The organism is Ottowia sp. VDI28 (assembly GCF_049532675.1).
Classification (GTDB): Bacteria; Pseudomonadota; Gammaproteobacteria; order Burkholderiales; family Burkholderiaceae_C; genus Ottowia.
This window is the reverse complement of sequence record NZ_CP149820.1, coordinates 5,224,064-5,248,025: the sequence shown is the minus strand read 5'-3', so window position 1 is coordinate 5,248,025 and position 23,962 is coordinate 5,224,064. Positions and strand designations below refer to the sequence as shown.

The 23,962-nt window shown below is 61.9% G+C and carries 20 protein-coding genes and 2 tRNA genes; 14 read left to right on the top strand and 8 right to left on the bottom strand.

Translation table 11 applies throughout. The features are described 5' to 3' along the window. From WJU18_RS24990 to WJU18_RS24970, 5 genes are all read left to right on the top strand, one after another. On the top strand, nt 1-1,161 hold the full coding sequence (locus WJU18_RS24990; protein ID WP_423456474.1) for a thiolase C-terminal domain-containing protein: 1,161 nt from the start codon (nt 1-3) through the stop codon (nt 1,159-1,161). Between the two features lie 3 nt (nt 1,162-1,164). Continuing rightward, nucleotides 1,165-1,578: a Zn-ribbon domain-containing OB-fold protein gene (locus tag WJU18_RS24985; protein WP_423456472.1), complete on the top strand. Its 414-nt coding sequence runs from the start codon at nt 1,165-1,167 to the stop codon at nt 1,576-1,578. Between the two features lie 78 nt (nt 1,579-1,656). Beyond that, nucleotides 1,657-2,604, top strand: coding sequence for a tripartite tricarboxylate transporter substrate binding protein (locus tag WJU18_RS24980; RefSeq protein ID WP_423456470.1), 948 nt, complete (start codon nt 1,657-1,659; stop codon nt 2,602-2,604). A gap of 3 nt (nt 2,605-2,607) precedes the next feature. Beyond that, nucleotides 2,608-3,918: an alkyl sulfatase dimerization domain-containing protein gene (locus WJU18_RS24975; RefSeq protein ID WP_423456468.1), complete on the top strand. Its 1,311-nt coding sequence runs from the start codon at nt 2,608-2,610 to the stop codon at nt 3,916-3,918. Between the two features lie 2 nt (nt 3,919-3,920). Continuing rightward, nucleotides 3,921-4,733, top strand: a complete 813-nt coding sequence (locus WJU18_RS24970) for an SDR family NAD(P)-dependent oxidoreductase (protein WP_423456466.1) — start codon at nt 3,921-3,923, stop codon at nt 4,731-4,733. A gap of 61 nt (nt 4,734-4,794) precedes the next feature. Here the strand turns inward: WJU18_RS24970 and WJU18_RS24965 are convergent, their stop codons facing one another. Then, entirely contained in the window at nt 4,795-9,381 is a 4,587-nt protein-coding gene (locus WJU18_RS24965) for an IPTL-CTERM sorting domain-containing protein (RefSeq protein WP_423456465.1), read from the bottom strand. A 133-nt stretch (nt 9,382-9,514) separates the two neighbouring features. Between WJU18_RS24965 and WJU18_RS24960 the strand changes: the two genes are divergently transcribed. The 3 genes from WJU18_RS24960 to WJU18_RS24950 are packed head-to-tail and all read left to right on the top strand — an operon-like array spanning nt 9,515 to nt 11,921. Further along, the gene (locus WJU18_RS24960) at nt 9,515-10,180 is read left to right on the top strand and encodes a response regulator (protein WP_423456463.1); all 666 of its coding nucleotides are present in this window, start codon (nt 9,515-9,517) and stop codon (nt 10,178-10,180) included. Then, entirely contained in the window at nt 10,177-10,782 is a 606-nt protein-coding gene (locus WJU18_RS24955) for a hypothetical protein (RefSeq protein ID WP_423456461.1), read from the top strand. Before WJU18_RS24960 ends, WJU18_RS24955 begins: the two co-directional genes overlap by 4 nt. After that, nucleotides 10,668-11,921, top strand: coding sequence for a hybrid sensor histidine kinase/response regulator (locus WJU18_RS24950; RefSeq protein ID WP_423461092.1), 1,254 nt, complete (start codon nt 10,668-10,670; stop codon nt 11,919-11,921). Before WJU18_RS24955 ends, WJU18_RS24950 begins: the two co-directional genes overlap by 115 nt. Here the strand turns inward: WJU18_RS24950 and WJU18_RS24945 are convergent. Then, a complete protein-coding gene (locus WJU18_RS24945) occupies nt 11,908-12,825 on the bottom strand; it encodes a LysR family transcriptional regulator (RefSeq protein ID WP_423456459.1) in 918 nt (305 codons plus the stop codon). The two genes, WJU18_RS24950 and WJU18_RS24945, sit on opposite strands and share 14 nt — an antisense overlap. A gap of 135 nt (nt 12,826-12,960) precedes the next feature. Here WJU18_RS24945 and WJU18_RS24940 point away from each other — a divergent pair, with 135 nt between their 5' ends. Continuing rightward, nucleotides 12,961-14,901 carry an FAD-binding monooxygenase gene (locus WJU18_RS24940; protein WP_423456457.1) on the top strand — a complete coding sequence of 647 codons (1,941 nt, stop codon included), beginning with the start codon at nt 12,961-12,963 and terminating at the stop codon, nt 14,899-14,901. Between the two features lie 17 nt (nt 14,902-14,918). Here the strand turns inward: WJU18_RS24940 and WJU18_RS24935 are convergent. Continuing rightward, nucleotides 14,919-14,995: transfer RNA gene (locus WJU18_RS24935), tRNA-Arg, on the bottom strand. A 293-nt stretch (nt 14,996-15,288) separates the two neighbouring features. Here WJU18_RS24935 and WJU18_RS24930 point away from each other — a divergent pair. After that, the gene (locus tag WJU18_RS24930; RefSeq protein WP_423456455.1) at nt 15,289-15,576 is read left to right on the top strand and encodes a hypothetical protein; all 288 of its coding nucleotides are present in this window, start codon (nt 15,289-15,291) and stop codon (nt 15,574-15,576) included. Between the two features lie 12 nt (nt 15,577-15,588). Here WJU18_RS24930 and WJU18_RS24925 read toward each other — a convergent pair whose 3' ends face one another. Continuing rightward, nucleotides 15,589-16,677, bottom strand: coding sequence for a citrate/2-methylcitrate synthase (locus tag WJU18_RS24925; RefSeq protein WP_423456454.1), 1,089 nt, complete (start codon nt 16,675-16,677; stop codon nt 15,589-15,591). 57 nt (nt 16,678-16,734) lie between these two features. On the opposite strand from WJU18_RS24925, the gene WJU18_RS24920 reads away from it, so the two are divergent. Beyond that, on the top strand, nt 16,735-17,907 hold the full coding sequence (locus tag WJU18_RS24920) for a citrate/2-methylcitrate synthase (protein ID WP_423456453.1): 1,173 nt from the start codon (nt 16,735-16,737) through the stop codon (nt 17,905-17,907). Between the two features lie 67 nt (nt 17,908-17,974). Here WJU18_RS24920 and WJU18_RS24915 read toward each other — a convergent pair. Beyond that, nucleotides 17,975-18,051, bottom strand: a tRNA-Pro gene (locus WJU18_RS24915). Between the two features lie 35 nt (nt 18,052-18,086). Then, the gene (locus WJU18_RS24910) at nt 18,087-18,779 is read right to left on the bottom strand and encodes a glutathione binding-like protein (protein WP_423456452.1); all 693 of its coding nucleotides are present in this window, start codon (nt 18,777-18,779) and stop codon (nt 18,087-18,089) included. 353 nt (nt 18,780-19,132) lie between these two features. Between WJU18_RS24910 and WJU18_RS24905 the strand changes: the two genes are divergently transcribed. The 3 genes from WJU18_RS24905 to WJU18_RS24895 all read left to right on the top strand — a co-directional run bounded on the left by WJU18_RS24905 (nt 19,133) and on the right by WJU18_RS24895 (nt 21,477). Continuing rightward, nucleotides 19,133-20,092, top strand: a complete 960-nt coding sequence (locus WJU18_RS24905; RefSeq protein WP_423456451.1) for a LysR family transcriptional regulator — start codon at nt 19,133-19,135, stop codon at nt 20,090-20,092. A 148-nt stretch (nt 20,093-20,240) separates the two neighbouring features. Further along, nucleotides 20,241-20,357 (top strand): hypothetical protein, encoded by a 117-nt coding sequence (locus tag WJU18_RS24900; RefSeq protein WP_423456449.1) that lies wholly within the window; start codon nt 20,241-20,243, stop codon nt 20,355-20,357. 91 nt (nt 20,358-20,448) lie between these two features. After that, nucleotides 20,449-21,477, top strand: coding sequence for a LysR family transcriptional regulator (locus WJU18_RS24895; RefSeq protein ID WP_423456448.1), 1,029 nt, complete (start codon nt 20,449-20,451; stop codon nt 21,475-21,477). Nucleotides 21,478-21,551: 74 nt separating this feature from the next. Here WJU18_RS24895 and WJU18_RS24890 read toward each other — a convergent pair whose 3' ends face one another. After that, nucleotides 21,552-22,772 (bottom strand): acyl-CoA dehydrogenase family protein, encoded by a 1,221-nt coding sequence (locus tag WJU18_RS24890; protein ID WP_423456446.1) that lies wholly within the window; start codon nt 22,770-22,772, stop codon nt 21,552-21,554. A gap of 86 nt (nt 22,773-22,858) precedes the next feature. Next, on the bottom strand, nt 22,859-23,944 hold the full coding sequence (locus WJU18_RS24885) for a phosphotransferase (protein WP_423456444.1): 1,086 nt from the start codon (nt 23,942-23,944) through the stop codon (nt 22,859-22,861). Nucleotides 23,945-23,962: the final 18 nt, after the last annotated feature.

Here is a 23,962-nt window from a genome sequence, read left to right as displayed (position 1 = left end):
GTGACATTCAGCCTTCGTGACAAGTACTGCATCGTCGGGATCGGCGAAACCAGCTACACCAAGAAATCAGGCCGTACCGTGCTCGATCTGGCCAGCGAGGCCTGCCAGAAGGCCATCGAAGACGCCGGGTTGCAGCGCGGGGAAGTCGATGGCATCGTGAGCTTCAATTTCAATGACTCCGTTCCAGCCATCTCCGTGGCGACCGCACTCGGCATTCCACAGGCCATGTATGCAGTGGACTATGCCAGTGGCGGCAATGCCGCCAACCTCATTGTCCTGGCCGCGGTGGCGGCACTCGAGGCAGGGCTGGCGACGCATGTCGTTTGTTATCGCGCCATGAACGGCCGGTCTGGCTTTCGCCTGGGAGGCGGCCGTGAAATGAAGGCTGCCGGCATCACACAGCATACGGCGCCTTACGGATGGATCACCTACCCCCAGGCCATGGCCATGTGGTGCAGGCGTCACATGATCAGGTATGGAACCACGAGCGAGCAATTGGCCGCCGTGGCCATTTCCACGCGCGCAAACGCGGTCGCCAATGAGCGGGCCATGCAACGCCAGCCCATCACTTTGGACGACTATATGTCTTCGCGCCGTATCGTTGATCCGTTCCGGATGCTCGACATCTGCCTGGAATCCGACGGCGCCTGTGCCGTCGTGGTCACGCACCGGGACCGAGCCCGGGATCTCAGGCAAAAACCCGTGCACATCATGGGAGGCGCCTACGGCGGGGGGCCGAACCAGGGGGACGACCTGTTCGACGCCCTGCGTTGGCCGGAGCACGCCCGTAACTATTCACATTACATCGCTGCCGACCTTTGGAGCAGCGCCGGAGTTGGTCCGAAAGACGTGGATGTGGCGGAAATCTACGACTGCTTCACCTACAGCGTGCTGATGCAGCTCGAGGGCTTTGGCTTCTGCGCGGAGGGCGAGGGAGGACCTTTTGTGCAGGCAGGCCATATCGCGAAAGGAGGGCGTCTTCCAGTCAATACCCATGGGGGGTTGCTTTCGGAGGCATACATCCACGGCTTCAACCATGTGCTGGAGGCTGTACGCCAATTGAGAGGGACCGCAGGCGCCAACCAGGTCGCCGATGCGCGGATCGCCATGACAACAGCCGGCGCCATGACCTGCGGCAGCGCGCTGCTTCTGAGGAATTGAGACATGAACCCGTATTCCAAACCCCTGCCTGCACCGGATGCCGATTCCGCCCCTTACTGGGACGGCTGCAAGCAGCATCGGCTGTTGATCCAGCGCTGTGAGGCCTGTGCATCGTTCCGCTTTCCGGCCGGGCCTGTGTGCCCGAACTGCAACTCCCGCGAGGCCCGCTGGATGCCAGCCTCAGGCCGAGGGACGGTCTTCAGCTGGATCGTGGTGCGCCACCCCGTGCCGGCGGAGGTCTATGGCGCTGAGGTGCCCTACACCGTCGCGCTGATCGATCTCGAGGAAGGAGTCCGCATGGCGAGCAACGTGATTGGCTGTGAGCCCGAGGCCCTTCACGCGGGAATGCGCGTGTCCGTTCATTTCGACGATGTGACGCCTGAGATCTCACTGCCGAGATTCAGGCCCAGGGAGTGAATGCTGCCGCGCACCGGGCGCGGATGCCGGCAACGAGATTTCAAGGAGACCTACATGAAGTGCGACCGAAGAACTTTTATGGCATTGGGCGCAGCAGTCCTGGCGGCGCCGCCCTCATCTGCTGCCGAGGCGTCCTCGGACCGTATCATGCGCATCGTGGTGCCTTTCACCACTGGAGGCGTTGGTGACTCCGTGGCCAGGCTGCTCGCCGATGACATGTCGGCGCGCACGGGCCGGCGGGTGATTGTGGAGAACAAGCCGGGAGCCGGCGGCAGTATCGGTACGGAGTTCGTCGCGCGCGCGCCTGCGGATGGCATGACGCTGCTTCTGGCCAGCCCGGGATTCACGATCAATCCCTCGCTGCAGGCCGGATTGAAATGGGACCCTATCAAGGACTTTGCGCCGGTGGCGATGGTAGGTGCCATTCCGAACGTCATCGTGGTGAGTTCCAAGGAACCCTACAAGAATCTGGAGGAACTCATCGGCGCTGCCCGTAGGCCGGGAGCGAACCTCACCTACGGCTCCGCCGGTATTGGTTCTTCACCCCACTTGGCCGGCGAACTGCTGAACTCGAGTACCGGTGTACGTTTTGTCCATGTCCCCTACAAAAGCCAGTCGGACGCCATCGCCGATCTGGTGACTGGGCGGTTGAGCTTCATGGCGATCACCATTGCATTGGCCGCACCCCTGATCGAGTCGGGAAAACTGCGTCCCCTTGCTGCCACCTCGGCGCGCCGCATCAAGTCCCTTCCCGCGGTTCCCACGGTGGCCGAGACAGGCATACGGGACTACGAGGTGGACGGGTGGCTGGCCATCGTGGCTCCGGCGCGCACGGATTCCGCAACTGTGGCGCAGATCAACAAGGCAATCCGCGAAGCGCTCGCCGAACCCCGTATTCAGACCGCGCTGGCGGGGCTGAACTGTGAAATCACGACCGGACCCGCTGATGAGCTGGCGCACTATCTTCAGGCTGATCGTGAAAAGTGGGCGTCCATCATCAAGGCCGCCAATCTGAGGAAAGACTGATTCATGGAAAAACGCTCTCTGGGCGCCGCCACTTCGCATGCTGAGGGATCAGCCGGTGCAGCGGCACGAAAGATCGTCGCAGGCGATCTGAACATTCTTGACTGGTTCCGCCATCTTCCCAAGGTGACGGTCATGGAGCCCCGCGAGGGCATGGCGACGGTTGTCTGCCGCGGGCTGGGGGCGAACGTCACAGCCTTCAGAACCGATGCAGGGCTATTGATCTGTGATAGCGGATCGGTCGAATCCGCGCCGCTGGTTCACCAGGCGCTGCGTGAGTGGGCACCGGCCGAGCCGGTTCACACGATCGTTCTGACGCACGGCCATTTCGATCACGTCAATGGCGTGGCCTTGTATATGCGGGAAGCCCACGAAAGAGGCCTGCCTGCGCCCAGGCTGATCGCACATGAGAATGCCATGACCCGCTTTCGCCGCTACACGGAGACCGCGGCACACAATGCGCGGATCAATCGCCGCCAATACACCCGTACCGAGTTTCCGTGGCCAACCACGTATCCTGAGCCAGATGTCCTGGTGCGTGACCATCTCGATGTCGTGGTGGGAAGCTCCCGCTTCGAGATCCGCCATGGCAAGGGCGAAACCGACGATCATCTGTGGCTATGGGATGGTGCCCGCAAGGCGGTGGTTGCAGGGGATTTCGTGATCTGGGCTTCACCCAATGCAGGCAATCCGCAGAAAGTCCAGCGCTATGCCGCGGGGTGGGCTGCCGCGTTGCGGGACATGCTGGAGCGCAGGCCGGAAGTGGTGGTGGGCGGCCATGGTCCGATTCTGGACGGCTGGGATATCGTCCGGCCTTATCTCGAAGATACCGCCACCTGGTTGCAGTCGCTTCATGACCAGACCATACGCCTGCTCAACGAGGGCGCCAGGCTCGACGAAATCCTCCATCGGGTGAAGCCTCCAGCGGAACTGAAAGATAGGCCCTATCTGCAGCCCAACTACGATGATCCGGAGTTCGTCGTTCGCAACATAGCACGCCTGGTTGGAGGGTGGTGGGACGGAAACCCGGCCAACCTCAAGCCTGCGCGCGATACTGACCTGGCCGCGGAGCTATGCGCCCTTGTGGGTGGTGCCCACACCATGGCCGAGCGGGCGAAAGTGCTGGCCGCAGAAGGCCGGTGGCGTCTGGCCGGCCATATGGCCGAATTCGCCGTTCTCGGCGGTGGCGGAAAGCTCGCCCACGAGATCCGTGCCGAAGTCAACATGGCCAGGGCAGCGCTCGAGCCTTCCCAGATGGCCAAAGGCATCTTCAAGGAGGCGGCAGAGGAGTCGCGCCTTGCTGCGCAGGCAGAATGAACATGACGGATTTTTCCTCGCCGGATGCCCGGCAGAACATGGCGGCCGCAGGCCATCTCTTCGGCATGAAAGGCCGTACCGTAATGGTGACCGGCGCCTCCTCAGGCATTGGGCGCCATGCCGCGCAGCTTTTGTCCGCGCAAGGTGCCGCAGTGGCCCTGGCCGCGCGGCGCGTTGAGACGACCCGGCGTCTGGCTGGGGAAATTGTCGAACAGGGTGGCAATGCGGTGGGCGTCTACATGGACATTGCGGATCCCGAAAGCCTGCGCCGAGCATTTGACGAGGCCGAAACTCAGCTTGCGGCGCCCATTGACGTCCTGGTGAACAATGCCGGCGTGATCTACGCGGCCAAGTTTCTGGAGCAGCGCGTCGAAGAAATGGCGCGTGTGATCGACGTCAACTTCAAGGGCTCCTTCATGGTCGCGCAGGAGGCCGCTCGGCGCATGGCTGCCCGAGGGCAAGGATGTATTGTCAATGTCGGATCGACCGCCGGCCTCAGGGCGGGCAGCTACATGGCAAGCTATGCGGCTTCCAAGGCGGCTTTGCTGCAGCTCAACCAGGTGATGGCATTGGAACTGGCTGGCAAGGGGATTCGTGTCAATGCTCTGTGCCCGGGCAACATCGACACGGACATGCAAGCGCCACTCGCAGAGAAAGGGTTTTCCGAGGCGATGCGCAAGCGAACACCGATGCGTAGATTCGGGACAGTCTCCGATCTGAACGGCGCGTTGCTGTTGCTGTGTTCCGATGCGAGCGCCTACATGACAGGGAGCATTGTCGTGGTGGACGGAGGCCAGACGCTGAGTTGGATGTAGTGCCCGTTGTCCCTGGTGTTCAAGCCACCGGCCCGGGGCTAGCGCAGGTGCATCGGGGAACTCATGTGCACCGGCGGTCCGAAGCAGCTACTTTGAAGCCCGCGCGGCGGACCCTGCCCGCGCCAAGCAGCGAAGCCAGGACCCCCAGCAGCCCCAGGCTCCAGGTAGAGAGCGTGGGTACCGGTTGCAGCGCGGCGGGAGGTGCAACCAAATGGAGCATCGCATGGGGATCCTCTATGACACCAGGAGTTGGGTCGCTGTCGCCGGCATCGTCATCAGCCACGGTGTAGGTCACGCTATCGCCGTTGGCATGGGTGCTTCCATGAGCGAACCAGCCTCCGGGGCCGTGCTTGTAGGCCGTCAGGCCGGCCAGGCTGTCCGCCGGATAGTCCACTTGCACGGTCAGGGTGCCGGCAGGACACTCCAGGACCGTGAAGGCCAATGCACCCAGCGGGGCCGTGGCGTGCGCCGGTAACGGGCCGGGAGCCTGCAGCCATCGCGGAGCGGCGTCTTGCAGCTTGCAGCCGTTGATGTCGCTAGTGATGCGGACCCTGTCGGCTTTGCCGCCGCTGACGGGACCATCGAACAACGGAACATCCAGGGTCAGTGGCGCGCTGGCTCCGGAGGTGCCGCCGCCGTTGCTGGCGGTGGCCGTGAGGCTGTGCGGGCCGGTGCTCAACGTGTGCGTGAGCGAGAAATGACCTGAAGGATCGGCGGTCGTACTGCCCAGAGACATGATGCCGTCGAATACCTCAACGGTGCTTTGCGGCGCTGCGGTGCCAGTGAGGGTGCCATTGCTGATCGCGGTCAACTGCGGTGGAGCAGGGCGGGGAATCGGCGCTACAGGCACATTTTGCTGTACTTGCGGGGCGGCGGCATAGCTGGCGTTGCCCGCTTGGTCCGCGTTGATGATGCACAGGCCCGCGGCCGTGAAACTGACGGCATGGCTGTTCGGCACCAGAGTGCAGATGGCGGCCGCCTCGGGGCCAATGGAGAACGTGACGGGATTGCCCGATGCGCCCCCCGTGGCCGCTACCTCATAGGTGTCCCCTACTGTGGCGCTCGCCGGTACACCGGTGGTGAACGCGATGATCTGTTCGAGCAGTACAGGAGGCTGGATGTTGAAGCTCCGGGGCACCGCCGATGCTGCCTCGAATTCCGTGTTGCCCGCCTGGTTGGCGGTGACCGTGCATGAGCCCACAGCGAGCGGCGTCAGTACCTTGCCAGTGACCGTACAAATGCCCGCGGGCTGCGCAGTGAAACTGATCGGCAGACCGGAGCTTGCGCTGGCTTCAAGCGGGAATGCCGCGCCCGGCGTACGCGCGCCGACCGCAGGGAAGTCGATGCTTTGCGGGGCGCGGCTTGAAGCACCTCCCTTTTGAACTTCGACGGCGCCGATGTCGCAGCGCGAGCCCGCAGAGTTCAGACCAGGGCGTGGTTGGCCGCGTTGGTCGAGCACGATGCCTGGAAGGCAGGACGCCGCATCGATCACCGGGCTTGCGGGCTGAGGCAGGAGCGTGCGTGTCGGCCCGCCATTGGCGGCAAGCATCCCAAGCTGGGCATCGCCGTCGATACGGTTGGTGCCGGATGATGTCAGATTCCCACTCAGGTTCGCGGGGATGGAAGTGTCTCCCTTGAAATTCCCGGCAATCACGCTGTTGGTCACCGTGCCGCCGCCCGGTGCATGGACGCCGCCGCCACCTCCTACGAGGGCACGTACTTCGTAGAAGCGATTGCCGGAGATCGTCGCGTGCTGCAGGTTGACCGTGCCGAAACTGGCGATCCCGCCGCCATAGCCGTTCACGCGGTTGCCGGTGACCGTGCTGTTGACGACGGTGAGCAAGCCATCGCTGCGGATCCCGCCGCCCTTGCTGTCCTGTGTCATGACCGGGACCTTGTTGAGGCGGCCGACCGCGTTGTTGTTGTCGATCAGGCTGTTGCGCAGCGTGAGAGGGCCGACGGCGTGGATGCCCCCGCCGTCGCCAATGACGGTTTGGTTGCCGCTGATTTCGCAGTCCTCAATGACTAGCTCGCCTCGGCTGTAGATGCCGCCCCCGGAGGTGGGGGTGGAGTAGCCCTGGCGGTTGCCGGTGGGTATGAAGCCCGCATAGGCTTTGTTGTCCTTGACGATGCAGCGGCGCAGCGTGAGGGTGCCGTCGTTGCGGATGCCGCCGCCATAGTCAGAGTCCGTCCGCCCTGAGGGGCCGAGTCTGCTCGGCGTGTCGCCCACCACACCGCCACTCAGGCTGAGGCCGCTGACCGTGGCGGTAGCGCCAGAGGCCACGGTGAGAATGCGGAACCGTTGTTGCGCCGTGCCATAGCCGAAGTCGCGGCGCAGCTCCAGCAGGTCCGCGCCAGGGCCGGTCAGGATGACATGATCGCGCAGCGCGGGCAGTGCAGTGCCGAGCCGAATCTGTTGGGGCGTGCCGTCGAACAGGTTCGTATCGAATGTGATTTCATCGGTGACTAGCCCATTGGGGTCGCCTGCCGTACACGCGCCGCGTGCGGTGTTGTCGTTGGCGGAGCGGATGGCGTCGCGCAGCGTGCAGTGCGTAGCGCTTTCGTCGTTCAGCGTGGTGACGATGATCGGTGCGGTGCTGCCGTTAGCGAAGACGGTGAAGCTGCGTGTGGCGGGCGCCGCGGAGGCATAGCTGGTATTGCCTTCCTGTGTGGCGGTGACGGTGCAGACCCCTGTTCCGCTGGCGCCCCCCGCTGCCACCGCACCAGACACGATCGAGCATGGGCCTTGCGCGGTGTAGCGCACAGCCAGGCCTGAGCTGGCAACCGCCTTGAGCGTTTGGGGTGGATCGCTCGCCACGCGGTCCGCCAACGCAGGAAACTCGATGACCTGCGCGGTCCTGATGCTCACCTCGCTGATTAGAAAGCTTCGCTGCACAGCCAGCCGAGGCAATCCAGCGCCTCCGCTTCCGGCAGGCAGTGAAGCTTCGAGCGTGCACAAACCGATGGCGCGCGGGGTGACCATACGGCCCGAAACCGTGCATATCTGCGGTGTCAGCGTGGCCAGCGTCAACTGTCCGCCCGCGTCGGTGCCCAGCGGGCGCGTGGCGGCCAGAGCGGCCTGGAACGCACCCTCGCTCAGCAGGCGATCGCGCGGCGCATCGAAACGCAGGCTTTGCTCCAGGTTGCCCCGGAACTCATGGGCGCCGATCTCGCATTTGCCGTCGAGCGGGCGAGGTCCGCCGGTTTGGTCCACCGAGACCTGATAGCAATCGACAGCATTGACCGCGGGGCTAGCGGCCAGCACGGTTTGCACCCGTGCGAGACCATCATCCAGCAAGGGGCCCAGGCGGGCATCGGTCACCAGATCACCGGACTGGAAGTTGCCAATGCCTGATGAATTGCTGAACAAGTTCCGCACGGGTGACCCGTTGATATAGGCGTCCATGTCAGGCGACGCATTCGCGTGATTGCCCGCAATGATGTTCGCGGCCAGCGTCAAGCCGTTCTGGAGGTAGCCCTCAGGCACGAAGAGATCCAGTCCGCCCCCTGTGTTGGCGCTGTTGCCTGCGATGGTGTTGTGGATGAGAACGAGCTTGTCGAAAGAGCTTTGGGAGCCGATCCCGATACCGCCACCCCCCATGCCGGCACTGTTGCCATACAGCGTGCTGTTGACCAGCTGGAATTGATCTTTGTCGGAGGTGCGCGTCAGAATGCCGCCGCCACTGCCGCCTGCGTGGTTGGCATACACGCTCAGGCGCTCCAGGCGGATGTCGCTGCCATAGACGATGAGGCCGCCACCTTCTTCGGTCGCAGTGTTGTCATGGATGGCGCTGGTGCGGATCTGCGGCATCCCGCTGGCAAAAATGCCGCCGCCGCTTGAGGCCCGGTTGAACGCGATTTCGCTGTTCTCGATCGTCATCGATTGGCCGCTGATACCGCCCCCGCCTGCACTGGTACTGTTGCCCACCACGGTGCTTCCGCGCATGACCAACGTGCCGTCGCGCTGATAGATTCCCCCGCCCCCGCCATCGTCCGTGGGGGACTGGCTGCTCGCCGCGACGCGGTTGTTGGCGATGCGGCTGTCGGTAATCGTCAATACCGAGCCGCGAAAATGAATCCCGCCACCAGACGGTCTCATGGCGACCACGGTGCCGGGTTTGGCCGAGCGGATCGCCTGGTTGTTCTCTATCGTGCAGCGTGTCAGCTCCAGATCGCCCCAGCTGAAAATGCCTCCCCCATGGTCGTCGACGACCGCGCCGTTGGCTAGGCGGATGTCACTGAGGCGCAGGCGAGAGCCGATTTTGTCGACGGTCAGAATGCGGAAGAGCGGCGCGTCGTCTGCGCGGCGCACGGTCAGAGTCTGGGCGCCGGGGCCTTTGATGGCGATGAATCCATTGAGGGGCGGCAGTTGGCTGGACAGCGCCAACGTTTTTTGGGCGCCAGCGGGAAACAGCGCGGGGTCAAAGACGATCTCATCTTCGGCCGCGTTGTCCGCATCGCCAGCCGGGCAAGCGCCAGCGGTTGCGTTATTTGTCGCCGCGGTGATGGCGTCGCGCAGCGTGCATTGAGAGTTGCTGACATCATCCAACGTCCCCACGGTGATGCGCGCCGCGTGCGCAAGTGGCGCGGCCCCTACGAGCAGTAGCCCGCACACCGCCAATGTACGGCGCAGCATCTTTCCTTCCATATCTGAGATCCTCTTGTGGCGTCCATGTAGACGCTTTTAGTTACCGAGGGGCAGTATGGGTGGTCACCTTAGTCCAAGTCCATAATACAAATAGATTAGGCGAATCCTGACTCAGGGGAGTCATACTGAGCGCATGGCAGCTCATCTATTGCTCATTGACGACCACACCTTGTTTCGCACCGGCTTGCGCCTCATCGTGCAGGAGCACCCCGATGTCGGCACGATTTCCGAAGCAGGTTCCATTGCCCAGGCTTGTGGGTTGAAGTCAATGGGCGGCACTGGCGACGGGGAAGAGGTGGACCTGGTGCTGCTCGACATCCTGATGCCGGGTATGAGCGGGCTTGATGGCGTACGCCCCTTGCGCGAGGCGTTTCCCAGGGCCCGCATTGTGCTGGTGTCTGCCAGCGTGGGGCCCGATGCCGTGCGCGAAGCGCGCGCGCGTGGTGCGGATGGTTTTCTTCCCAAGTCGGCCAGCGGCGATGACATTCTGGAGGCCATCGGCTTGGTGCTGTCCGGGCAATCGTGTTTTCCAGCCGCGAATGCGTCTGCTCACTCCCCTGCCAAGGCCGCGCTGACCTCGCGCCAGCTTGACGTATTGCGCCTGCTGTGTACGGGAAAGCCCAACAAAGTGATCGCGCGCGATCTGGGCCTGAGCGAGAACACGGTGCGTGTGCACGTCACGGCCATCTTCGCGCAGTTGGGGGTGGACAGCCGCAGCGCGGCGCTGCTGTGCGCGCAGCGCCTGGGATTGGTGGATTGGCCATCTCCGGTTGATCCTGAATTCATGAGCCCTCAGTGAGCAGCGATCTCAAAGATTCCGAGCACGCCGCTCTGGTCCGCGTGCTCTACAGGCAATCGCGCGCCGTGCTGTTCGCGAATTTCGTGATTCCGATCCCGGTGATCGCCGTGCTGTGGTCCTACGGATCGCAGGTTGTCCTCCTCGCTTGGGCGGGCCTGGTCTATCTCGTCGGGTTGGCACGCCTGGCGCTCGGTTTCGCCCATGCCAGGCACGCATTACCGGCGCAAAGCAGCGAGTGGGCCTGGCGCTTCACCATCGGCAGCAGCGTATCGAGCGCGCTGTGGGGCTGGATCGGCTGGGGGCTCTACTTGCCCGAGCAGCCGCAACTGGTGGCCTTCATCTGCATTGTCATCACCGGTCTTTCGTGCGGCACGATCGCCTCGTTCGCGGCATTTCCCCCGCTGCTGCCATGGCGCAGATTTTGCTCGTCCTGCCGTTCGCGGCGCGCAATTTCGCGCTGGGAGAAGGGCTGGCACCGGTCTATGGCGTGTTCGCCGTTTGCCTGTTCGGCGTCAATCTGTACTACAGCCGCGTCACCTACAGCACCTTGCGCGAAAGCGTGCGCCTCCGGTTCGAGAATGCGGCGCTGGTTGATCAATTGAAAGTGGAGCGTGACCGCGCTGAAACCGCCAACCTCGCCAAGTCGAAGTTTCTTGCGGCTGCCAGCCACGATCTGCGCCAGCCCCTGCATGCGCTGGGTTTGTTCCTTGATTCGCTGGAGCGCAGCACCTTGTCGTCGCCCGTGTCGGCTCAGCAGGTCACGGTGCTGGGCCATGCCCGCATGGCCTCCGCTGCCGCCTCGGAGATGCTCACCACGCTATTGGATTATTCACGCCTGGACGCAGGGGTCGTGAAGGCGCAGGCGGCTCCCTTCGCGGTGCAGCCGCTGCTGCGTTCGCTGGAGCAGGAGTTTGGTGTTCAGGCGGATGCCTCATCCTTGGTCTACCGCACACGGGAAACCACGGCCGCTGCGCTGGCCGACAAGGCGCTGGTCGATCTGGTGATGCGCAACTTGATTTCCAATGCGCTGCGCTATACCCAGGCTGGCGGGGTGTTGGTGGCCTGCCGCGTGCGAGCCGGCCGCCTCGCGCTGGAGGTATGGGATACAGGCTGCGGCATCGCGACCGAACACCTGGAGGAGATCTTCGAAGAATTCCATCAGCTGGGCAATCCCGAGCGCGACCGCCGCAAAGGGCTAGGCTTGGGCCTGGCCATCTCGCGGCGCCTGGTCCAGGAAATGCAGGCCCGGATCGAAGTGCGCTCGCGCGCGGGACGCGGCTCGGTGTTCCGCCTCTGGCTGCCCGTCTGGTCCGGCGCGCTGGAGGACAAGGCTTCCACGCGCCAGCCCGCGGTGGCCGATCATGGCTTGGCGGGGCGGCGCATTCTGGTGATCGATGACGACGAGGCGGTGCGTCAAGGGATGCAATCGCTGCTGGAAAGCTGGGGCGGGCTGTGCATGTGCGCCGAATCAGCGGCCGACGCGCAGGCGAAACTGCGTGATATTCCACCGCCCGACGTGATCGTGACTGATTTCAGGCTCCGCAATGAAGAAACTGGCAAGCAAGCGCTGCAAATCCTGCGCGATCATCTGCAGAGACCTGTGCCCGCCATCATCATGACAGGGGACACCTCGCCGCAACGGTTGCGCGATGCGCGGTCCACATCGGCGCTGTTGCTGCACAAGCCCGTTTCCACAAGGCAACTGCGAGAGGCGCTGGACAGGGCGCTTATCCCCCGTTGACTGGCGTTTGCGCTTTCAGCATGTGAACGAATTGCTGTGCGGCGGGAGACAGTGAACGGCCTGACTTGACGAGCACGTAGATGTCCCTGGGAACCTTGGGGTTCACCAAGGGCCTGACCACCAGGCTGGGGTCGGGCGAGTAGCTCGCATAGGCGTCCGGCATCACCGAAGGCCCCAATCCGCAGGCGGTCATCCAGAGCGCCGTCGACATCAAGGTCACCTCATGCGCCACATTGAGGCGGATGCCGGCCCTTGCCGCCGCCTGATCGATCAAGGGGCGTACGCCATAGCCAGGGTGCACTGTAATGACGGGCAGGCGGTCCAATTCCTTCCAACGGACCGAACGTTGCGCCGCCATCGGATGGTCGGTTCTGCAGACGATGCTCAAATGGTCTCCCATCAGGCGTTGCATCCGTATGCCGTCGCCAGCCTGATCAGGTGTTCCCACGCCGAAGTCCGCATGCTCGGCGATCAGCCGGCTGATGAACTGGTCTGGTGGAGAGTCATCCACATCCACATGTACACCAGGGTAGGCTTGGATGAATTGGCCAATGACCTTGGGAAGAAGGATTTTGGCCAAAGTCGGTGTACAGGCCACGGTGACGCGGCCACGCCGCAGCTTGGACAGATCGTGTAGCCCGACGCCCAGCGAGTCCATGTCCTGCAGGACGCGTTGCGCGATCTCAATGGCGTTCTCTGCAGCGGAAGTCGGCTGGAGCGATCGCGTGGTGCGGTCGAACAGGCGCATCCCGAGCTCCTGCTCCATCTGCCGGATCAGGACGCTGACAGCCGACTGGGTGATATGCAGCTGCGCGGCGGCAGCGCTCAAGCCGCGCAATTGGTAGACCGCGACGAAGGCACGCAGCTGCTTGATCGTGAGTGCCGAAGCTCTGGGCTTATTCATAAAGTCACATCATAAATGGTTAAAAATTTTTCCATTTACGAATAAGTGAAATTTGGCTTCAATACCCCTGAACAGCAGTCATTTGGCAGCAGGGCGGCCCAGTGGGCCTTTTCGGAGTCACCGGCGGCGATCATCATGCAATTTCACCTGAACACCTTCAAACCTGGCGATCCGCGGATCGCCGAAGCGGCACCGCACGCCCTGGCGCAAACCGATGGGGTGCCCGCGCAGGTGGATGTGCTGATTGTCGGCTGCGGTCCTGCCGGCCTGACACTCGCCGCCCAGTTGGCGGCGTTTCCAGACATCAGCACCTGCATCATCGAGCAGAAGGATGGCCCGCTTCAGTTGGGGCAGGCCGATGGCATTGCCTGCCGGACCATGGAGATGTTCGAGGCTTTCGGTTTCGCGGAGCGTGTGCTCAAGGAGGCTTGCTGGATCAACGAGGTGACATTCTGGAAGCCGGACGAAAGTAACCCAGGCCGCATCGCCCGCCATGGCCGAGTGCAGGATACGGAAGACGGCTTGTCGGAGTTCCCGCACGTGGTGCTCAATCAGGCGCGCGTACATGACTTCTACCTGGAGCGCATGGCCAACTCGCCCTCCCGGCTGCGGCCCTGCTATGGGTACAGCGTGGTTGACGTCAAGACCGATCCGCAGGCGGCGGACTACCCGGTGACGGTGCGCCTGGCCCGCGCCAACTCCGAGGGCGCGCCCGATGCGCAGGCTACGAAGGAGATCCGCGCCCGCTATGTGGTCGGTTGCGACGGTGCCCGCAGCGCGGTGCGAAGGGCGATTGGCCGGCACCTGGCTGGCGATTCGGCGAACCAGGCCTGGGGGGTGATGGACATCCTGGCCGTGACGGACTTTCCCGACATCCGCTACAAATCGGCGGTGCAGTCCGAGCATGGCAACCTGCTGGTTATCCCGCGCGAAGGCGGTTATCTGGTGCGCCTGTATGTGGAAATGGACAAGCTGGGCGAAGACGAGCGCGTCTCCAACCGCGGGATCACGGTGGACCGGCTGATCGACACCGCAAGGCGTATCCTGCATCCTTATACGCTGGAAGTGAAGGAAGTGCCTTGGTGGTCCGTCTACGAGATCGGCCAGCGCATCTGCGACAAGTACGATGACGTTCCCGCGCAGGACGTTGATTCACGGCTGCCGCGCGTGTTCATCGCCGGCGATGCCTGCCACACGCACAGCCCCAAGGCTGGGCAGGGCATGAATTTTTCCATGCAGGACAGCTTCAACCTGGGCTGGAAGCTTGCCGCGGTGTTGCGCGGGCAGTGCAAGCCGCAACTACTGCATACCTACTCCAGCGAGCGCCAGGTCGTGGCCCAGCAACTGATCGATTTCGACCGCGAGTGGGCCAAGATGTTCAGCGACCGCCCCAAGAGTTCCGGCGAATCGGCTGCGGAAGGGGTGGATCCGAAGGAATTCCAGCGTTACTTCCAACAGCATGGGCGTTTCACGGCAGGGGTTGGTACGCACTACAGCGCATCGGCCATCTGCGGCGAGGCTGCGCACCAGCATCTGGCGGCCGGCTTCACCGTAGGGACGCGTTTCCATTCCGCCCCCGTGGTGCGCATCACGGATGCCCGTCCCCTGCACCTGGGCCACGTGGCCGAGGCCGACGGCCGGTGGCGCCTGTATGCCTTTGCGGGGCTCAACGACCACCTGGATCAGAACGCTGGTGTGCGGGCCTTGTGTGCATTTCTTGAGGAATCGCCGAACTCCCCTGTGCGCCTGTACACGCCTGCGGGGCAAGATATCGACGCGGTCTTTGACGTACGGGCGATCTTCCAGCAGCCTCATGAGGCGTTGGCCTTTGAATCCATGCCCGCACTGCTGAAGCCCCGCAAGGGCCGCCATCAGCTCATGGACTACGAAAAGATCTTCTGCGCTGATGCGAAGTCGGGCGCTGATATCTTCGAGCAGCGCGGCGTGAACCGAACCCAAGGCGCGCTCGTCATCGTACGCCCTGATCAGTACATCGCCCATGTGCTGCCGCTGGATGCACATGAGACCTTGGCGCAGTTCTTTGCGGGGTTCATGCTGGAGCAGCAGACCCGCTGAGAGCCTGAACGTATTCATGGCCTGCCCGGAGGGAGTCGAACCCCCGACCCACGGCTTAGAAGGCCGTTGCTCTATCCAACTGAGCTACGGGCAGGTGCTCAAGCTAACGAGTTTACCGCACCCCTGGAGTTCCACGGAGGACCAGGCAGGGGGAGCTACTCAAGGCAGGGGAGGGGCCGCCCCAACATTCAATGACATTGTGATGACAGAAAAATGACGAGGTAGATTGCCCGGCTTTAATAAGCTAGGATTCCTTCATAGGGGTATACCCTTCCTCGTCAGCACGGGCTTGTGAGCCAGGCGTGATGACGTGTATCTGGCTGCAAACTCGGACATCGTCCAATGGGGTTTGCAGCACCGAATCACCTCCCTACAGAAACTGCATCCATGCGAGCCATCAAAGAAGCCCGTAAGTTCATAGAGCGCAAACCAGACAACGCCAATGCCAAGATTTTGGCGCGCCTGGTGTTGGCATTGGAGTCCGAAGCGGATTTCCCCATTTCTGATCTGTACCTGCTCAGCTTCGATCAGTTCAAGCTCGCGCTCGAGATTCTGGATGAGTGGCGCCTGGATCGCCACTATGCCAGCAAGGCGCGCCTGTTCGATCTGTCGATGCAGATGGCCGCGCTCAAGTCCGAAGTGCCCGCAGAAAAGGAAGTGAAGAAAATCGCTTAGCGTGAAGTAGGCTCAGGCGGCGCTTGTCGCCCGCCAGCGCAGAGGCGCTTCCTGGTACTCCTCCAAGGCATGCGCGGTGATGCCGGCAGTCCGGCTCAGTTGAAAGAGGAACTCGCCTGCTTGATCAGGCAGGCGAAGCGCCTCGCAGATCACGGCCGACATGCCATCCACATTCACGGGGCGCTGGATTGCGCGCTGGATCGCATGCAAGGCTTCCAATTCACGCGTACCATTGCGGCTGACGCGGAGCAGATCCATGAGGGCCCGGGCCCGTGGATCATCACCCCGGTAGATCATGTGCCCGAAGCCCGGCATGTGTCCAAGGGTATCCTCGCGCTGTCTGACCGCCTCCGACACAGGGTGGCCCTGGAGCACATCGCGCAGCAACCTGCGCGCTTCCACAGGGGCGGTGCCATGCAGCCGTCCGGCGAGGGCGGCCAACCCCGCCGATTGGGTGTCGTACCAGCCCGCACGTGCCGATGCCGCCACGCGTGCCGCGGTGGTGGACGCTGCCAGGCCATTGTCGATCAAGCTCACGAGCAAGGCTTGCACGAGCGGATCGGCCAGTTCGATTTCCGGGCCGGCGAGGCTCGGTGCCAGACCGATCAATCCAAGGCTCCATCCAGCATGACGGTCGGGATCAAGCGATTCCCGCTGCGGATCGAGCGCACCCAACAGCGCGATGGCCACCGGCAGACGCCGGTTCAGCTGCAGCGACTGAACGAGTTCACAGGGCGCGGCGGGCAGTTGCAAACGGATAGCCTCGGCTTTGGGGCGCGCCAGCACGATGCGCGCGGCCTCCAGAAAAGTGACGTGCCCGCACAACTCGTCCATGGGATGGCCGCGCAGGTACAGATGCGTTTCATCCATGCGCGAGACCTGTGTGACCACGGCGCGAAAGCGCAGCAGGTTCGGGCTTTCACGCCGTGCCGATGAATTGCTGCGCCCCAGTTGTTCGATTTCCTGCCGGTCAAAAAGCGACTCCTGCTGGCCCGGCTGCCGAATGGAACGCAGCAGGCCGCGGCTGACATAGGCATACAGCGTGGCGGGCTTCACGCCCAGGCGGCGCGCGGCTTCGGAGGTCGGAATGAAGTGGTCCATGGTGTTGACTCAATCAAGATTGACGATGTTGATCAACATCCTCAAACTGACCACATCATGAACGCTTCCACCACATTTATTCAAGCCCCTGCTGGCCTCAAGAACGTCATCGTCGCCGATACCGAAATCGGAGACGTGCTGGGCCAACAGGGCTTTTATCACTATCGCGGGCGCAATGCCGTCTCGGTCGCGGCGCATTACAGCTTCGAGCAGGCGGCGTATCTGGTGCTGCACGGTTCGCTGCCGGAGGCCGGTTCTGAGGAGCTTCAGGATTTCGCGGCCCGGCTTGGCCAATACAGGGTCATGGCACCGGCGATGGAGGCTTTGGTGCGATCGTTGGCGACGCCGTCGGCGAATCCGCTTCAGGTGCTGCGCACGGTGGTGAGTGCCCTCGGGGTGTCCGAGGGCATGCGCCCCATGTACGACTTGCCCGAGCAGGATCGTTATGAGGATGTGCTGCGCATGGCTGCGGTGGCGCCCACCGTGCTGGCGGCCGCATACCGGGTCGCTCAAGGGCAGGAGCCGATCGCCGCTGATCCTCTGCTGCCGCACGCAACCGACTATCTGCGCATGGTGAGCGGCACGATGCCCAACCAGCAGGATGCACGCGCAGTCGAGCAATATCTGGTGACGACCATCGACCACGGCTTCAATGCGTCTACGTTCACGGCGCGTGTTGTGGCCTCGACCGGCTCTGATGTGGCGTCGTGTATCGGCGCCGCCATTGGTTCATTCCTGGGGCCATTGCATGGCGGCGCGCCGGATCGCGCGCTGCAGGCATTGGACGAAGTGGGGGATATTGCCAACACCACGGACTGGGTCCGCCGCCAGATTGCCGAGGGGCGCCGCATCATGGGCTTCGGGCATGCGGTGTATCGTACGCATGACCCCAGGGCCGTGTTTCTCCGGCGCTTGGCGGCAGCCTATGAGGACCCTTTGGTCGCTCGCGCTGCGGCGCTCGAAGCCGCCATTGAAGCGGCGCTGGCCGAACTCAAGCCCGGCCGCCAGCTGTATGCGAACGTGGAGTTTTATGCGGGCGTGGTGATGGCCTTGGCAGGGTTGAAGCCGGAGCTGTTCACGCCTACCTTCTGTGTGGCGCGCATCATGGGTTGGGGCGCCAATGTGCTGGAGCAGGCCCGTGACCCCAAAATCATCAGGCCAAGCGCTCGCTATATAGGACCTGCGCCGGAGATCGCGGAAGGCAAAGGGCCGGTTGTGACCGCCTTGTGATCGGGCAAAGAAGAGGACGACAAAAAAAGGGGCTACAGCTTTGATGGCTGTAGCCCCTTATAGACAATGGTCGGAGCGGCGGGATTCGAACTCGCGACCCTCTGCTCCCAAAGCAGATGCGCTACCAGACTGCGCTACGCTCCGACGAAGGCGTGATTCTACATGCTGTTTGGGGGCCTTCAGCGCTTTTCGTACTGTGTTTTTCCAAACAGCACTTCTTTTTCTGCGGCCGAGTGCGGACCCTTGCGCAAATCGGCCAGTACCTGAACGCCTCGCTGCACGGCAGGACGCTCGCCAATGCGGTCGAACCAGGCTTTGAGCGTGGGGAAGTCGGCCCAGTCGATGCCTTGGTTCTGCCATGAGCGCAGCCACGGGAAGATGGCGATGTCGGCAATGGTGTAGTCTTCTCCGGCGACATAGGCATGCGACTGCAACTGCCGGTCTAGCACGCCATACAGGCGCTTGGCTTCGTTGGTATATCGGTCGATGGCGTAGGCTATTTTCTCCGGCGCATAGATGCGAAAGTGATGCGCCTGGCCCAGCATGGGGCCGACACCGCCCATCTGGAACATCAGCCACTGCAGCACTTCATATTTTTCCCGCGTGCGGCTGGGCATGAATTGCCCGGTCTTTTCGGCCAGGTACAGCAGGATGGCTCCGGACTCGAACACCGGGATGGGCTTGCCGTCTGGCCCATCGGGGTCGATGATGGCCGGGATCTTGTTGTTGGGGCTGATTTTCAGAAACTCGGGTTGGAACTGATCGCCCTTGCCGATGTTGACGGGATGCGCCTGGTAGGGCAGTCCGCATTCCTCCAGCATGATGTGCACCTTGTGGCCATTGGGTGTGGGCCAGGAGTAGACGTCGATCAAAGGCGGGCCTCCCGAAAAGTAAGCAATATTCAATGCGCATTGTGTCTGCTCAGGACTGATTTCGCTCGCCAGTGGCGCGAAGTCCGACGAAAAAGCTGAGACAGGGAAAGAGGCCCGCGGCCCGGCAGCACCTCGGGGGCCACACAGGAGTTCCCAGGGTATGGACGCAGGCAATATGGCGGGAGCCGGTTCTCACGCGTTGCACTGCCGTTGTTGGGCAGGAACATGGCGGCCGTGAAATGTTTCTTGCTGTTGAGAAGAGTGATTACAAATCTGCGTCGCCCTCTTCATTTCGTCAATTAGAATTTGAAAATTGGAAAAAAAGATAAATAACTTTCAAATCTATATTAACAATGGCTGCGGATGAATTGGGCGACATTCGGCTTTTCGTCGAAGCTGCGGGGCTGGGGAGCCTTTCTGCTGCCGGCCGCAAACTGGGCTTCTCGGCTGCGGCGGCCAGCGCCCGCCTGACCAAGCTGGAGGCTTCGTTGCAAACCAAGCTGTTTGACCGCACCACCCGAAGCCTGCGCCTGACCAATGAAGGTCATGTGTATATGCAGCACTGCCGCGTGGCGCTGGAGGCGCTCGAAAACGCCAAGGCAGAATTGTTGGCGGGGCAAGGCCAGGTGCGCGGCAGACTGCGTATTTCCGCCACCACCGATTTCGGGCGCCACCGGCTCAACCAGTGGCTGGAGGAATTCTGCTCAAGCCATCCGCAACTGCAGCTGGCCTTGACTTTGACGGATTCGCTGTCGAATCTGCTGGAGGACGATGTGGACATTGCGGTGCGTTTCGGCAAACCATCCGACGGCGACCTGGTGGCTCGCCTTCTGGCGCCGAACTGGCGTGTGCTGTGTGCCGCGCCAGACTACCTGGAGAGTTTCGGTGTGCCGCGAACACCTGAAGAACTGCACAAGCACCGGTTTGTGATTCTGGTGAACAATGCCGGCCCGCTGAATGACTACCACTTCATGGCCAACGGCCAGCGTTGGACACAGCGCATCCCTATGGAGCGGTCATGGGAAACCAATGATGGCGCACTGGCCAGGATCTGGGCGATGTCTGGTCATGGCATTACGCGCAAGACCATCTGGGATGCGGCAGAGGATATACGCGCTGGGCGATTGAAGGTCGTTCTGCCCGAGTACACGGTAGAGGAATCGGGGCTCTATGCCATTTTTCACCGCAATCGCTATCAGGTGCCTCGCGTGCAGGAGTTGCTCGATTTTCTGGTGGAACGCTTTCGCAAGGCCAGTCATGAATTGCTGGATGGGCTGCCCGGGGCACCCGCCAGCGGCACCTCAAGGCCGTGATAAGCTCGGCGCGAGATGGATATTGAACTGTGATTTGAAGAGTATTTAATATTTATTAAATATGATTCAAAAAAATCAATAAAATATTTCTCTATTGTTCGCTTGATAATGCAAAGCCTTTGTGGTTCAGGCTTTGAGCGGCACAGGCATGAATGGCATACGCTTTCCCAGCCTGTGTGTCCAATCTTTGCTGTTTGTTGCGATATCGGTGCTTATCGCCGTGATGGCTGTCTGCGCCGTGCTGCAGCTGGCCTTGAGCCGATAAAAATGGTTGCAGCGATTATTCTGGGCAGGTTGCATCCGTTCGGGCACCCCCGGAGGTATTGTGTGAGTGAATCTAAGTTAAAGGATTTTCTATGAAGTCGTCCAGTGATCATTTGGGCGACATTAGGTTATTCGTGGCTGTGGCAGATGTGGGAAGCTTGACGGTTGCTGCTTCCGGGTTCGGATTTTCCGTGGCTGCGGCGAGCGTGAGACTGAGCAAGCTGGAACGGTACTTAGGGGTCAAGCTGTTCAACCGCTCCACCAAGAGACTGATGCTGACCGAGGAAGGGCAGGATTACCTGAAGGAGTGTGTGGCCGCCTTGCACATCATTGATGGTGCTGAGCTGAGGTTGAAATCCGGACAGAAATCTGCGGATGGCAGTATCAAGATATCAGCGGCTACGGATTTCGGAAAGAAGTATGTCTCTGGCTGGATCGACGACTTTCTCAAGACCTATTCGGATATCAGGGTCTCTCTTTTCCTGGAAGATGATTTCTCCGACATATTGCGAAATGATGTCGATGTCGCGATCAGATTCGCCAAGCCCGTGGAGAGCGCACTGGTGGTCAAGAGGCTCGCGGCCAACTACCGCGTTCTATGCGCCTCACCCGCTTACCTCGAAGAGTACGGATACCCTCAAACTCCTGAGGACCTCGCGGAGCACAAGTTCATTGTTCTGGCAACCCAGACGAAAGTTCTGAACGAATATTATTTTGAGCGCGACGGCCTAGAGACGAGCTACACGACGCTTCCAAGCCAAAGTTGGGTTGTCAATGACGGCGAAATGGCCACGAAATGGGCAATGGCCGGGCGCGGCATTACGAGGAAGACCATCTGGGATGCGGTGCGGTACCTTCGCTCAGGGGAACTAAGCGTGGTTCTGGGAAGTTATATTTCGCAGGAAGACGGGGTATTCATTGTCCGCCGTGACAACAAATATCTCCCTCGAAGGGTGCGCTTGTTCCTGGATTTTCTGGAAGAGAAATTCAATGCGGAACAAAAAAATATGAGTGACTATTTGAACGTGTTCACCAATGAACTCGAACAGGTCTTCCCTGAATCTGTCGTGGAGCGGCTGCTTCCTTTGGAACAGGCAGCCACGAAGAAACGCCAGGGTTAACTGCTTGCTCTGCGCGGGTGAGTCACACACCGAACGCGCAGAGCGGCAGTCATTTCACGGCAGTGGCCGGCCCGTCAGCTTTTCACCGCAGCCAGCTCTACTTTCGCGAGCGCGTTGCGATGCACCTCATCCGGGCCATCCGCGAAGCGCAGCGTACGCTGATGGGCGTACATGTAGGCCAATGGTGTGTCGCCGCTGATACCTGCGGCACCATGCGCTTGCATGGCCCAGTCGATGATCTGCAGGGAGATGTTGGGCGCCACGATCTTGATCATCGCGATTTCGGCTTGAGCGACCTTGTTGCCTACGGTGTCCATCATGTAGGCGGCCTTGAGGGTCAGCAAGCGGGCCTGTTCGATCATGCAGCGTGATTCGGCTATCCGCTCGCGCCACACGCCTTGTGAGGACAGCGGTTTACCGAAGGCGACGCGGGCCTTCAAACGGTCGCACATCAGTTCCAGCGCGCGTTCAGCCACGCCGATCGAGCGCATGCAGTGGTGAATACGGCCAGGGCCGAGGCGGCCTTGGGCGATGGCGAAGCCGCTGCCTTCACCCACCAGCAGGTTGCTGGCGGGCACGCGCACGTCCTTGAGCTCCACTTCCATGTGGCCGTGAGGTGCGTCGTCGTAGCCGAAAACCGTGAGCGGACGTATGACCTTGATGCCTTTGGCGTTGGACGGCACCAGAACCATGGATTGCTGGGAATGGCGGGGCGCTTCGGGATCGGTTTTACCCATGACGATGAAGACCGCGCAGCGTGGGTCTCCGGCACCGGAAGACCACCACTTGCGGCCGTTGATCACGTACTCATCGCCTTCGCGGCGGATGCTGCACTCGATATTGGTGGCGTCGGAAGAGGCCACGGCCGGCTCGGTCATCAGGAAGGCCGAGCGGATCTCACCGCGGAGCAGGGGCTCCAGCCATTGCTCCTTGTTCGCTTCCGAGCCGTAGCGCTCGATGGTTTCCATGTTGCCGGTATCGGGCGCGGAACAGTTGAAGACCTCGGGAGCCCATGGAATCCGGCCCATGATTTCGCACAGCGGCGCATACTCGAGGTTCGAAAGGCCCTGGGGGGCACGAGTGGATTTAGGCAGGAACAGGTTCCACAGGCCGGCGGCGCGCGCCTTGGGCTTCAGCTCTTCAACGATCCTAGTGGGGACCCAGGGATTGCCCTTGGCGCGGTTGGCTGCAATTTCCTCATGGAACACGTTCTCGTTCGGGTAGAGGTGTTCATCCATGAAGGCTCGCAGCTTCGCCTGCATGTCCTTGACCTTGGCGGAGTACTCGAAATCCATGTTGTCGTCCTTATGAAAAAGTGAGGCTCACCTGGATGGGGCGAGCTTGGTCTGGTGAACGCGAGAGCTGTTTTGGGGGCCGGTGGCTAAGCCTTCTGGGCAAATTTCCAGGCCAGCTCGGCCATGGGTCGGGCGCGGGAGCCATTGGCGCGCGCTTCCGCGCTCGACGCCGTACCAGCTTCCACGCGCTTGGCGATGCCTTGCAAAATGGCCGCAATGCGGAACATGTTGTAGGCGAGGTAGAAATTCCAATCCGGTGCCAGGGCTTCGGGGGTGCTGAAGCCTGTGCGCTCGCAGTAGCGGCGGATGTAGTCCTGTTCGGAGGGGATGCCCAGGCTCGCGATGTCGGCATCACCAATGCCCCGGAAGGAGGCGTTCGGAATATGCCACGACATGCAGTGATAGGCGAAGTCGGCCAGAGGATGACCGAGGGTGGACAGCTCCCAGTCCAGCACCGCGAGCACGCGGGGCTGCTGGGGGTCGAACATCAGGTTGTCGAGACGGTAGTCGCCATGCACGATGCTCACCAGGCTGTCGCTCTTGGCGCTGGCGGGAATGTGTTCGGGCAGCCATTCGATCAGGCGGTCCATCTCGGCGATGGGCTGGGTGACCGACGCTTGGTATTGCTTGCTCCAGCGGCCGATCTGGCGCTCGACATAGTTGCCGGGCTTGCCATAGTTGGCCAGGCCGCGCTCGGCGAACTTCACCGTATGCAGGGCGGCGATGACGCGGTTCATTTCGTCATAGATCGCCGCACGTTCGGCGGGGCTCATACCGGGCAAGGTCTGGTCCCACAGGACACGGCCCGGCACGAATTCCATGACGTAGAAAGCGCGGCCGATCACGGATTCGTCTTCGCAGAGGGCGTACATCCTGGCCACGGGCACATCCGTGCCATGCAGTCCGCTCATGACGGCGAACTCGCGCTCGATCGCATGTGCCGAGGGCAACAGCTTGGCCACCGGACCCGGCTTGGCCCGCATCACGTAGCTTTGCTTGGGGGTGACCAGTTTATAGGTGGGGTTGGATTGCCCGCCTGAAAACTTTTCGATGGTAAGCGGGCCGGAAAAACCTTCGAGGTTCCTGGTCAGCCATGCGGACAAGGCGCCGGCATCAATGGCGTGGGCCTCGGAGGCCGGGCTGGGGCTGGTTTGAGAGTCGGAGGTGCTCATGCAGGTAGGGGCAGGTAG